A 12,611-nucleotide genomic window follows, 5' to 3' on the forward strand; every position below is an offset into this window, starting at 1 on the left:
AATAAAATAACCACCATTAAACGAAATCGTTACTTTAAAATTAAAAAATAATCAAAAATGTATTATAATATTCACCATAAACAGATAAGAACTCTCATAAAACAAATAAATCTATAACATAAAAAAAAGATAAAATATCATAAGATATTCCATCTTTTTATAGTTCTATGTTATTTCTTCTTATTTTTTGTGTTTATTTATCGACTAAAAATGAGAATTTTTGATAAGTTTTACTAGTCTTATCTAATTTAAATACTTTTTGAAGGAGTAACTTGTATGAATCAATTTTTTAGTTTAGAACGTCCAATCCAGATGCAGTTAGCTATTCTTGAAACACTTTACTTTTCAGAAAAGCCTTATTCTTTGGAGAAACTTGCTCGTTCACTCTCCTCTGACAAACGATCAGTTGCCCAATATTGTCAAAAAATTCAAGAATTACCAAATGCGATTCATTTTGCCAAAACTTCATCTCATTATCATTTCACAGGTGATTCAAAAGAATATCAACTTCTATATGCAGATATATTAGCTTTATCTCCTATTTTTCAATTAATTTATCAATTGATATTCGTCTCAAAAATCCAAATAAAGGACTTTTTGGTTTCAATTGAGATCAGTGAATTTATTTTACGTAGACATATTACACAATTAAATAAAAAATTTGCTCCTTATGATATACAAATAAAAACCAAAAATGGTGACATTTATCTAACAGGAAAGGAGACACAAATTCGTTATTTTAGTTATTTAGTTTTGTGGGAGACTTATCGTGGAGTAATTTGGCCTTTTGCAACCATTGACTTCGCACAGACACTATCTGATGTAGAAAACCTTTTCAAAGCTGTAGGCCAGCAACCAAATAAAATAAAAGTTCTCCAATGGTGCTACATTTCTGCTATTAATTTTTTACGGTCTTCTCAAGGACATTTAATTGACAACAATATTTTACCCACGTTTACCACACAAATCTGGAAAGAATTTTCGGAAGAAGCACAGATTTTTCAGGAGGTAATCGGCGATAAGCTTTCAGAAACAGAATTACGTTTTTCCTTTCTTTGGATGCAGTCGAAAACAAATTTTTATTTAGCAAAAAACTTTTTGGAAAGAGCATTAAAACTTCATTTAGCAAAACAAACCTCTGCAAGATTATTTTTGATCAAATTTTTCTCTTATTTAAATACATTAAAACGAAATCAATTTAATCATATCAAAAAACGTAAACTGTTAAATGCAACCTTATTAGCGAACTCAATGCACGCAATTTTATTTCCGAATTTTTTAACGTTAAACAAAGAATTTATTTTTGATATAGAAGAAAAACATCCGGAGCTTTTGGGAGAAATGTCTCGAGTCTGTACTGAATTCAAGCATCAAGAGGAAGCGCTTTATTGGTTACGTCCTTGGATCTTAACGGAAGCATTTTTGATTATCGCTCCTCCAACGTATTTTGACAAGCAGCTCAATGTCAAATTTGAAAGTGACCTTCCGCATTCGCTAGAACTAGCAGCCATGAAAAAGATCAATGATTCTTTACGTCCTTACATCAATCTATTTATGACCAATGACCTTTCCATTCAACCAGATTTGATCATCCGAACAACCGATACGTTACTTACTATGCCCACATTTGAGGAAGAACCTATAGTTGTCACAATTTCCATCCAAGATATTGAAAAACAAATCCATTCACTGGTTCACTTTATTAAAGAACATTTCCTTCTGTAACTCATTCATTTATACAAACTAAAAAAGGAGTCGTAGCACAAGCCACAACTCCTTTTTTGTATAATCTCGTGAAACAAATCTAACTTTTTTCAAAGGGATTTATTTTTGATAAGATCGTTTATTCAACAAATATTATAATTTAGTCACTTCAGCAGCTTGAGGTCCGCGTGAACCTTCAACAATTGTGAATTCAACTTCTTGACCTTCTTCTAAGCTCTTAAAGCCATCTCCTTGAATTGCTGAGAAGTGTACGAATACGTCATCTCCGCCATCTACTGTAATAAACCCAAATCCTTTTTCATTGTTGAACCATTTAACTGTTCCGTGTTCCATAAGTGTATAGCCTCCAAAAAATGTTCTTGTAAGAATTCCTCTTACAAAAATATTATACCGAATTTAGAAAACGCTCGCAAGGCTGTTTTTTACTTTTTCCGGAAACAACTAAAGATGGAACTAACATATGAACACGTTATTTTGCTTGTTCAAACTGTTTATTTACTTCATCCCAGTTCACAAGATTCCAGAACGCTTCGATGTAATCAGGACGTACATTTTTATATTTCAAATAATAGGCATGTTCCCACACGTCTAAACCTAATACAGGCGTTTGACCTTCCATCAAAGGTGAATCTTGATTAGCAGTTGAAGTAATAACTAATTTACCATTATCAACAGCCAGCCAAGCCCAACCAGAACCAAAACGACCAGTTGCTGCAGTTTTGAATTCTGATTTAAATGAAGCAAAGTCACCAAAAGCAGCATCAATTGCTTCTTTGATTGCTCCTGTTGGTTCGCCACCAGCATTTGGTGCCATGATCTTCCAGAAGAATGAATGGTTTGCATGTCCGCCACCATTATTGCGAACTGCAGTTTTGATATCTTCAGGAATAGCATCCATATCAGAAATTAATTCTTCTATTGATTTTTCTCCGAGTTCTGGATGTTTTTCGATTGCTGCATTTAGATTAGTCACGTAAGTGTGATGGTGCTTGTCATGATGAAGGTGCATTGTTTCTTCATCGATATAAGGTTCCAAAGCATCATATGCATATGGTAAATCAGGTAATGTGTAAGTCATTGAAAATCTTCCTCCTCAATAATCCTGTTAGTCTTTACACTCAAAAGAGTAACAAAGAGTTGAGAATTCTTCAAAAGTTATGCCTACGATTTTTGTTATTGTTTTTCGATTCGATTATTTGGTTTCTTTGATTTCATCAATTACCTCAGTTTTTTTGAAAATAAATAACTTGCTGAATATATAGTTAGCCAAAACAACTAAGATTTGTGTAATGATTTTAGCCACATACTCGTTACTATTTAACCCCTGAATGAGTAAAATCATAGCGCCCATGTCCAGTCCATAGGAAACAATTCGATAGAAAAGAAATTTTGCAAATTCTCCTACCATATGCCAAAAACTTGGTGATTTAGAATGAAAAACCCAAATTTTATTTGTTACAAAAGCAAACAACACCGAACAAATCCAGGAAATCGTATTTGAAACGACCATGCTTAAACCAAATACTTGTAATGCTAACGCAAAGGTCACAAAGTTTACCACTGTTGCTAACCCACCAAAAAAAATATACACAAAAATTTCCCAGTACCCTTTTTCTTCTAAAAATTCTTTGATTTGCAAATATACTTTCATTTTTGAACCTACCCTTATTAAAATTCTTATTTATCATACGCTATTTTCAAAAAACTTTCAGCCAGATTATTAAAAAATTAGTAAACAGTTTTGTTGATCCATAAAAAAACAAACAATTACTTTCTGTAAGGATAACATTTTTCCGATTAACAGCCAATCAATCTTGTAATTTTGCCTCCTTCTCTTGTATTTCCAGCTATACTTCGCTAGAATTGCTGTTGAAGACAATACTAAAGAGGAGCTATTATGACAACAAAACAATTAATATTCAATTCATTTACAAAATTCAAAAATCTCAAAGAGGCACGACAAACTCCTTTTTGGAAATCGATTCTTTATCTCTTAGTGCTAAGTGTGATCATGGCATTACCAATTTCATTCCAAGTCTTTCAAGTTTTGGATAACATCAAGACTGACGGACAACAAATCGCCAAAAAGATCCCTGATTTTGAAATCAAAGATGGGCAATTAGATGCCCATGACGCTAAAGGTTTCATTTATCAGACAAATTCCATCATTTTTACTTTTGATCCTGATGGGAAACGTTCTGAACATGATATTTCTACTGATTTGATGGGGAATTTTATCAGTGTTGGCATGCTGAAAGATCAGATGGTTATTGCCTTACCAAATACTGGTACGACTACTTCTTTGTTAGGTAGCAATGAGATGGTCTTAAGTTATTCAAATGAGGCATTAGCTAACTTGAATGGGCAACAAATGCGCGAAGTTTTGGCAAACTCAACGATTCCATTCTGGATTAAAGCAGTGACTTTTATTATCACAATTTATCCAAGTTTTCTTAATCTACTGATTACATTGATCATTGCGAGCTTTGCAGGCTATATCTATGCTCGTCTACGTTTAACTAGGGCAACATTCCTTGACTGTTTAAAAACAATGATTTATGCGATTACGTTACCAACCCTACTTTCCACTGTCATTTTAATTTTTGTTCCAACATTTGATACAAGCATCTTCATCACATTAGTCGGCTTATTTATTTTCATTCAGGCATGTAAAGGTTGGCCAAGATTTCAATTACCAAAACAATAATTCACTTTAAGCCATGACAGCTGTCATGGCTCTTTTTTTATTTGCTGTTCTCCTTCCTCATCAACTTACTTCAAACTTTGCGCACTTTGCGCTACACTTAAGACAAGAAAGGTGGTCAAATCTATGAAACAGCCAATCATTTACTCCACTCGTCCTTTTCGTGAAGAATTTATCGAAAGAATCGAGACGCTTGCACCAAATTATCAATTCAAAACAGAGCTAACCACTGCTGAACTTTCACAAGTTGAAATCAGCTTGGGCTGGAATCGTGAATTTCAACCCGAACTACTAGCAAGCAATAATTTGAAATGGGTTCAATCCATTTCTGCAGGTGTCGACACCTTGCCCTTAGAAGAATTTTCAAAACATGATATCTTACTTTCGAATGGTAGTGGTATCCATAGTGAATCAATTGCTGAACATTTGATGGGTGTCATTTTTGGGTATTCTCGTGGTCTTTTTCAGGCACAAAAAGCACAAGTTGCTCAAAAATGGCTTGGTTCTGACATTCACTATCAAGCGATCCAAAAGAAAAAGTTACTGATTATCGGTACTGGGCATATCGGTAAAATGGTCGCTCAAAGAGCAGAAGTTTTTGGAATGGAAATCTATGGTATCAATACGACCGGTCGACCAGTAGAACATATTAAAGAGACCTTTCCGTTAGCAAAACTTAAAGAGGTCTTACCAACGATGGATATCGTAATCAACATCTTGCCGCTGACCGAACAAACCAATGGCCTATTTGATCAAGAAATGTTCACTTTCTTTTCACCAACAGCGCTCTTTATAAATGTTGGTCGTGGACCATCTGTTAAGACCGACGAATTGATTGACGCGCTGAATCAAAAGAAACTAGCTTTTGCAGCGCTAGATGTTTTTGAAGAGGAACCATTACCAGAAAACAGTCCGCTTTGGTCAATGGAAAATGTGCTGATCACACCACATATTGCTGGATTGACTCCCCATTTCCAAACTAAATTTATGGACATTTTTCTCAAGAATCTTGAAAGTTATCTTTCAGATCAAGCTCTTACAGTTAATCAAGTACAGTTACTTTCTGGTTATTAAAATAAAAATTCATTGACTTCCTAAAATCCAGTAATCATATAATTTTTATTTTGCGAACGAAACAGATTAGAGTCATTCATCCAAAAAAACGGCGAAACCAATCAATGATTTCGCCGTTTTTTTGTTCTATTTTTAATCATTTTTTTCAAAATGATAGGCCGGTTCATCTTTTTTGGCATCATAGTCGACAACCAAATCATATCCTTTGAAAAACCATTCATCTGCTTCTTCAATAAAAAATTTCATGCCATCAATCAATTCTTCTTCAATCACATTTTCTGGTTCTTCAACTGATAATCCAATCGAAAATCCTTCGTGTACCTCTGTTTTACCATAAACTTTTCCGAAAAAGCGAATACCAAGATTTTCAGGTGGATTCACTTCTTTTTTGAACCATTCTTGTGCTGCAGGTGTTACTGTTAATTTAGTCAAAATCATTCACCCCTATAATTATTGATTCATTTTATCGTCAAGCATCTCTACATCTTCTGTTTCTCCGATTACTAATAAATTGTCATTTTGGCGGACAAATTCATCCGCTGCTGGAGAAACAACGACTGTTCGATCAACTCGACGAATTGCTACAACAGTTAAATCAAACCGTTGTCGGAAATTTAGTTCACCAAGTGTTTTATTGAAAAATTTAGGATTGGATACTCGAATCTCAGCTAAGGAGTAAGCATCCGTCAACTCTAAATAATCTAAAATATTTTTTGAAACTAAATTATGCGCAATACGAACCCCCATGTCTCTTTCCGGATGTACTACGCGATCTGCGCCAATTTTTTCTAAAACGCGTGCATGATATTCATTTTGTGCCTTCACCAGTATATTTGGCACACCCATCTCCTTGACCATTAGTGTTACTAAAATGCTGGCTTGGATATCTTCACCAATTGCCACAATCACATGATCAAAGTTACGAATGCCTAACGAACGTAAAGTCATTTCATCTTGTGCATTTGCCACCACTGCATGCGTAGCAATATTCATATATTCATTTACACGATCTTCATTGCTGTCAATTGCCAAAACTTCTTGTCCTGATTCAATCAACGTGCGACAGATGCTGCCACCAAATCGACCAAGACCGATGATTGCAAAATTCTGTTTCAAGTCATTACTCCTCTTCATTCTTATTTCTTTTCAAGTATAGCAAAGCCTTTTCAAAAACAAAAGAGGCGAGACTTATTCAAAGCCTTATCCTCCGAAACTTTCTGATCTCACTTCACAAAAACAAAAAAGCAGGACAAAACACAATTAGTCTTGCCCTACATTCTTTTTGATTTTAAGCAGTTGTTTATGATCAGCTGTCTTTTTATTTATCGATTCGTTATTTGATCAAACCATGTTTGAATGCATAAATTGCTGCTTGAGTACGATCCTCAACCTCAAGTTTTGCTAAAATATTTGAAACATGGGTTTTGACTGTTTTTAAAGTGATAAATAACTCATCTGCAATTTCTTGATTACTCTTTCCTTCAGAAATCAACATCAAGATTTCATTTTCTCGTTTCGTCAGGTCTTCATGCAAAATAGGTTCGTTTCGCCGACTCATCTTTTCCATCATTTTCGTTGTTACTTCTGGTTCTAACACTCGCTCGCCACGTTGCGTTGCACGAATCGCATCTGCGATCTCATGTGCAGTCGAAGTTTTTAATAAATAACCTGCAGCGCCAGCCTCAATCGCAGGATATACTTTTTCATCATCAATAAAGCTGGTGACAATAATAATTTTTGCCTCTGGCCAATCTTTTAAGATCGCTTTTGTTGACTCGATTCCATCCATTTCTTCCATCACTAGATCCATTAGAATAACATCTGGTCGCAATTCCATTGCTTTTTCATAGCCAATTAAGCCATTCTCAGCCTCTCCAACTACTTCGATGTCGTCTTGAATAGATAAGTAAGAAGAAACACCTAAACGCACCATCTCGTGGTCATCTACGAGCATTACTTTTATCATCCGTCGTTATACCTCCTTAATTAAAGGAACTTTGATCTCGACACTCGTTCCCTGTCCTTTAAAGCTAATAATCTTCACTGTGCCACCAATTCCTGCCACACGTTCTTTGATATTTACTAGACCGTAACTTCCCGTTTTCGTTTCGTTCATATTGAATCCCGTTCCATCATCAATAACACGTAGTAATAAATTATTATCGATCCGATGTAAATAGACCTCTAATTCATTTGCTTTTGCATGGCGTAGTGTATTTGAAAGCAGCTCTTGCACAATTCGGAAAAGGTGGTCTTCAATTGAACTGGATAATTGAACGTCTTCAATCTCCCACTTCAACGAAATTTGAATTTTGTTTTGTAACTCTTTTAATAATTGTTCAATTCCTTGTTTCAAGCTTTTCTCTTCCAAATTAACAGGACGTAAGTGTAACAATAACGCGCGCATCTCGGATTGAGAAGCATTGATGATATCCGCGACCATACGTAATTGTTTACGAAAAACTTCTGGGGTGTCACTTTTTTCTGCTTGTTCGGTCAAAGCAGACATCATCATCATGGCAGCAAATAACTGTTGTGAAACAGAATCATGCAACTCACGGGCTAACCGGTGTCTCTCTAATTCTAAGATTTCTTCTTTTGTTTGTCCATTTACATACTGTGGTCGACTTGTTAAGATCTGAAGCTCACTTGAAACTTCAATCATTTTTTCTTTGATTTTAATGATTTCTTGGTCAATATCTTTGATGTATTCATTATCGGTTGGTGTTACGATTGGCTGATCCAAAATTTTCGCATCATAGTTGCCGGAAGAAACTGCTCGTAACTTTTCTTCGATTTTACCATATCTTGCTTTTTGAACAACTGATACGATCAAAAAAGTCAATAAACCTACACCTAAGGAAAGAGCAAATAAATGAAAAATCAGTGGTACATAAAGCAATCTTGCTTGCAATAATTCCGCCCACCAATGCGTCTGTTTGCTTGCATAAAAATAGGTGAACATAGCGAATAAAATAACCATAAATGTGCCTAGTGAAGCATAAAAAGCAATCATTGATCGGGAGATTTTTCCAATCATACACGAATCACCTCAACATCACCAAGCAACGTATTCGTAATGATTTTCAACCGCCGAGGGTTTTCATCATAATCATTACTATAGATTTTGATTGACTCATTTTTCAATGAAAATTGTTCCTCTTCAAAATAAACATTTCCAAATAATGTCGCGTGCTCAAGACTAATGGCTATCCCTAATGGAACAAGAATTCTTGTTCGGCCTACACCTTTTCGGACAATCACAATATTATCATCCTTAGGTAACAAGGTATTTCCTAAATCAATGATTGTGTCACCTGAGGCAATTGCAATATTGATGTCATCCCATTCATACACATCTGAACCAATTCTTTGATTTCCAATTAGTTGTTGTTTAGTACGTTCGTTGTTATGAGATTTCAGCTGTTCCGTTTGAATCATCATCATTTGTTTTTTTCGCCAAAAAGCATTTTTGGTTAAATCAATACCAGAGATTTCAACACCTTTTAATCCAATAAACAACACGGCAAAAATCAGCATCAACCAAAGTGCTGGACTACTAATCAAACTGAAAAAGAGGATCAAGCTCCCTAAAATCAATTGAAATTTTTGAAATTTTTTGCGTGGTTTCTTGCGCAGTGCCAAATAAATATTGAGTATACCAAAAACCACGAAGATCAAGATTTCTGTATTATTAACAATTTGCCAAACAGCAAATAATAGCAATAAGGTTTCGACTACGAAAAAAAATCGTAAAGAACTATTCATCAGCTTGCTCCTTTCCTACTCACTTTCTTCATCATACCTATTTTTTTGAGGCTTTACTATAGGTCTCTGGTTGTAAAATTTATTTTTCTATCAAATAAACCAAAAAGAAAGACCTAGACGAATCAACTGATTACGCTCTAGGTCTGTTAACAAAATTAAGCTTGTTCAACTTTAACGATTTTAACTAACATATCTCCACCCGGTGTAGTGATTGTTACTTCATCGCCTTTTGACTTTCCAATCAACGCTTGTGCAATTGGAGAGTCATTTGAAATCTTACCAGAAAATGGATCAGCTTCAGCACTACCAACAATAGTATATTCTTCTTCGTCCCCGTCCGGAAGTTCAACAAATGTAACTGTTTTTCCGATTGAAACTTCGTCAGAATCAACGCCGTTATTATCAATGATCTGTGCAAAACGAATCATTGTTTCAATCGTCGTGATACGTCCTTCTACAAAAGCTTGTTCGTCTTTTGCTGATTCATACTCTGAGTTTTCTGACAAATCGCCAAAGCTTCGAGCAATTTTGATACGCTCAATAATTTCTCCGCGTTTAACTGTTTTTAATTCTTCCAATTCTTGTTCTAGCTTTTCTTTTCCTTCTAGCGTCATTGGGTAAACTTTCTCTACCATTCGTAACGTCTCCTTCATCTCAATAGACTACCACAAAAGGTAACCCTTTATGGACTATAGTCCAAAAAAGATTACCATGCTTTTTCTAAAATGTAAATGTTTTTCTAAAAATGAATCAATAACACTAATTTATTTTATGATTTATTGACATATTTTTCAACTAATTCTAAGTGTTCTTCATATGTTTTAGCAAAGTATACATTTCCTGTACTGATATCTGCTACAAAATAGTAATAATCATTATCTGCAGGAGACAAGACTGCTTTGATGGATTCCTCACTAGGACTATCAAATGGTCCAGGACCAAAACCTGTATTTGTATATAAGTTATATGGAGAGTCAACTGCAGTATCTGTATAACTAACGGTTTCTTTGTGTTCGCCAAGCGCATATAAAACGGAAATATCCGTTTGCAACGGCATATCTGACTCAATTCGGTTGTAGAAAACTCGTGCAATATTCTTGCGGTCGTTCTCTTTGACACCTTCTTTTTCAACTAAAGAAGCTAATGTCAACACCTCTTGAACAGTATGATTTTGTTGTTTGATTGTCGTATAGTAATCTTGCATAACTGAGTCTGTTTTTTCAACCATTTGGATAACTAAATCTTTCAATGACGTATCCTTGTAATAATCATAAGTAGCTGGGAATAAATAACCTTCTAAATGATACTTTACATCTTTAGCTTGAGACGTGCTTTCCAATAGTTCTGGGAATTTTTGATACAACTCTTTTAAGAAAGCTTCATCCGTCATTAAATCTAGAAATTCTTGCTTATCTTTCCCAGTTATTTTAGCCACTCGACTCGCTATCTGGTCTATATCATAACCTTCAGGAATCGTGATTTTCCCATCGGCAACTGCTTTTGCTTCAGCAGTTCCGCCTTCTTGCAATAATTTACCAATCTCATCTAAAGTCATGTCTGGAGACATTTGATAAAATCCTGCTTGAAAACCAGTTAAATTTTTAAATTTCGTATAATAATTAAAAACGATACCGCTTTTGATAACATGATTCTTTTCGAGGATTTCGCCAATTTGTTTATTCGAAGAACCAGTTGGAACTTCTACTTGAACTAATTGACTATCCGATTTATCTAACGGTTGCAAGCCACTTTCAACATATTTGTAAGTAGTAAAGCCAAATACGCCTACAATTGCCAATAAAGTAATCACAATCACTAAAATGATCTTGCCGACGATCTTATCTTCTTTTTTACGCAAATTTTTACGTTTGACTATAACTTCTTGCGTTGTCGTGTGTCCATTCTTATTATTTTCTTCTGGATGTTGTTTGTTTTCTGACAAAACAACTCCTCCTTACTCTCAAGTTCATAACTCCATCTATTATACATGAAATTTCTTTCAGAGTGAATTCTTTTCATAAAATATTATATTGCAAAATTGTTAGTAGGAATCTCCTTTACTCACGTATTAAAATAAAAGTGTTTTAAAAATATCAGAAAGGATAATCCTATGCACACTATAAAACATCAAAAAAAGCAAGCTAGGAAGAAAACAATTCTTCTTTCTATCTTAACTCTTCTTCTGGGATTAGGCGTAGCCACAAGTTGGTATCTGCTCCTACTTTCTGACACAATCAAGCCAGTTACGGATTCAGAGCCAACAACTGTCGTAAAATTGACCGATTCCGAAGAAAAAACAGTAACACAAATGGATCAATTCTTAAAAAAGTCAGATTACATTGGCACAATCTACGTTCGAAAAAATAATCGAATTATCTTAGAAAAAACTTATGGTTATGCGAACAAAGAAACAAATCAATTAAATTCTTTATCACTTGACTATCAGATTGGTTCAATCCAAAAAGCGATGACTGCTCTGCTCATCCTAAAGCAAATCGAACAGAAAAAAATTAGTTTTACCACACCTCTAGCTACCTTTTATCCACAGATTCCAGGTAGTCAAACAATCACGATTCATGACTTGTTGGTGATGCGATCTGGTCTGCATAAAACCGAACAGCCTTCTATCCCACTGAATGATCGTGACATCGTTCAATTCACCGTAGAGCATTTAAAATGGACTGATTATCAAACCTACCATTATGAACCACTAAACTTTACTTTATTGGCAGGAATTCTAATGCAGTTAACGAACAAAAGTTATGAAGAATTGTTATCGGAATCATTAATTCAGCCTCTACAATTACACCATACTGATTTTTATGAAAATGTCAAAAATTCTCCTCAGCACGCTAAATCTTATCAAATGACAGCTGATGATGACTACTGGAAAGCATTAGATGAAAATGAAACTGCGATTCATAATGAACTAGGAACAGGAAATATCAGTATGAATACGTATGATCTAGCAGCCTTTTTCACGAAGGTGCTGTCTGGAGAACTTATTTCAAAAAAACTACTCTTTTCACTTTGGCAAAACAATCAGTTAAAGAATCCCTATAGTGGTGGTGTTTACAGTGGAGAAGATTACATTCTAGCACAAGGAAACATCAATCGGTTTCACTCTGTTGTTGCAATGACAAAAGATACAAAAAACGCTATTGTTATGCAAAGTAATATCCAATCTGACACAAAAATAAAACCCGGTGCAGTCGCTATTAGAAATCAACTTTATGAAATGCTGACAGGAAAAAAACTTCCTTCATAATTTTAACTACAAAAAAATAGCAAGGTGGTATTTTTATTTACCACTTTGCTATTTTTTTAGAATATAAAAGCT

The 12,611-nt window shown here is 34.7% G+C and carries 14 protein-coding genes; 4 read left to right on the top strand and 10 right to left on the bottom strand.

Annotated elements, in window-relative coordinates:
* Positions 1-276: 276 nt before the first annotated feature.
* The gene (locus tag AC4BC3_RS08260; protein ID WP_490466250.1) at positions 277-1,725 is read left to right on the top strand and encodes a helix-turn-helix domain-containing protein; all 1,449 of its coding nucleotides are present in this window, start codon (positions 277-279) and stop codon (positions 1,723-1,725) included.
* 132 nt (positions 1,726-1,857) lie between these two features.
* Here the strand turns inward: AC4BC3_RS08260 and AC4BC3_RS08265 are convergent, their stop codons facing one another.
* The 3 genes from AC4BC3_RS08265 to AC4BC3_RS08275 all read right to left on the bottom strand — a co-directional run bounded on the left by AC4BC3_RS08265 (position 1,858) and on the right by AC4BC3_RS08275 (position 3,376).
* Positions 1,858-2,058 carry a cold-shock protein gene (locus tag AC4BC3_RS08265; protein ID WP_067480755.1) on the bottom strand — a complete coding sequence of 67 codons (201 nt, stop codon included), beginning with the start codon at positions 2,056-2,058 and terminating at the stop codon, positions 1,858-1,860.
* Between the two features lie 136 nt (positions 2,059-2,194).
* Complete coding sequence (locus AC4BC3_RS08270) at positions 2,195-2,803, bottom strand: superoxide dismutase (protein ID WP_206909089.1); 609 nt, start codon at positions 2,801-2,803, stop codon at positions 2,195-2,197.
* Between the two features lie 114 nt (positions 2,804-2,917).
* Positions 2,918-3,376: a GtrA family protein gene (locus tag AC4BC3_RS08275; RefSeq protein ID WP_206909088.1), complete on the bottom strand. Its 459-nt coding sequence runs from the start codon at positions 3,374-3,376 to the stop codon at positions 2,918-2,920.
* Between the two features lie 246 nt (positions 3,377-3,622).
* Between AC4BC3_RS08275 and AC4BC3_RS08280 the strand changes: the two genes are divergently transcribed.
* Both AC4BC3_RS08280 and AC4BC3_RS08285 read left to right on the top strand, forming a co-directional pair.
* Positions 3,623-4,432: a DUF1189 domain-containing protein gene (locus AC4BC3_RS08280; protein ID WP_490466251.1), complete on the top strand. Its 810-nt coding sequence runs from the start codon at positions 3,623-3,625 to the stop codon at positions 4,430-4,432.
* Between the two features lie 123 nt (positions 4,433-4,555).
* Positions 4,556-5,503, top strand: a complete 948-nt coding sequence (locus AC4BC3_RS08285; RefSeq protein ID WP_490466252.1) for a phosphoglycerate dehydrogenase — start codon at positions 4,556-4,558, stop codon at positions 5,501-5,503.
* 132 nt (positions 5,504-5,635) lie between these two features.
* On the opposite strand, the gene AC4BC3_RS08290 is transcribed toward AC4BC3_RS08285, so the two are convergent.
* From AC4BC3_RS08290 to mltG, 7 genes are all read right to left on the bottom strand, one after another.
* On the bottom strand, positions 5,636-5,935 hold the full coding sequence (locus AC4BC3_RS08290; protein ID WP_067480740.1) for a HesB/YadR/YfhF family protein: 300 nt from the start codon (positions 5,933-5,935) through the stop codon (positions 5,636-5,638).
* Between the two features lie 18 nt (positions 5,936-5,953).
* Entirely contained in the window at positions 5,954-6,619 is a 666-nt protein-coding gene (locus AC4BC3_RS08295; RefSeq protein ID WP_206909083.1) for a potassium channel family protein, read from the bottom strand.
* Positions 6,620-6,836: 217 nt separating this feature from the next.
* Positions 6,837-7,469, bottom strand: a complete 633-nt coding sequence (locus AC4BC3_RS08300) for a response regulator transcription factor (RefSeq protein ID WP_206909082.1) — start codon at positions 7,467-7,469, stop codon at positions 6,837-6,839.
* A 6-nt stretch (positions 7,470-7,475) separates the two neighbouring features.
* The gene (locus tag AC4BC3_RS08305; RefSeq protein WP_490466253.1) at positions 7,476-8,543 is read right to left on the bottom strand and encodes a sensor histidine kinase; all 1,068 of its coding nucleotides are present in this window, start codon (positions 8,541-8,543) and stop codon (positions 7,476-7,478) included.
* On the bottom strand, positions 8,540-9,271 hold the full coding sequence (liaF, locus tag AC4BC3_RS08310) for a cell wall-active antibiotics response protein LiaF (protein ID WP_206909080.1): 732 nt from the start codon (positions 9,269-9,271) through the stop codon (positions 8,540-8,542). Before liaF ends, AC4BC3_RS08305 begins: the two co-directional genes overlap by 4 nt.
* A 155-nt stretch (positions 9,272-9,426) precedes the next feature.
* Positions 9,427-9,906 carry a transcription elongation factor GreA gene (greA, locus tag AC4BC3_RS08315; RefSeq protein WP_206909079.1) on the bottom strand — a complete coding sequence of 160 codons (480 nt, stop codon included), beginning with the start codon at positions 9,904-9,906 and terminating at the stop codon, positions 9,427-9,429.
* Between the two features lie 134 nt (positions 9,907-10,040).
* The gene (gene mltG, locus AC4BC3_RS08320; protein ID WP_490466254.1) at positions 10,041-11,213 is read right to left on the bottom strand and encodes an endolytic transglycosylase MltG; all 1,173 of its coding nucleotides are present in this window, start codon (positions 11,211-11,213) and stop codon (positions 10,041-10,043) included.
* A 168-nt stretch (positions 11,214-11,381) separates the two neighbouring features.
* On the opposite strand from mltG, the gene AC4BC3_RS08325 reads away from it, so the two are divergent.
* The gene (locus tag AC4BC3_RS08325; protein WP_490466255.1) at positions 11,382-12,539 is read left to right on the top strand and encodes a serine hydrolase domain-containing protein; all 1,158 of its coding nucleotides are present in this window, start codon (positions 11,382-11,384) and stop codon (positions 12,537-12,539) included.
* The last annotated feature ends 72 nt before the right edge of the window (positions 12,540-12,611 follow it).

Source organism: Enterococcus sp. AAFC-DPL-6103 (genome assembly GCF_058216595.1).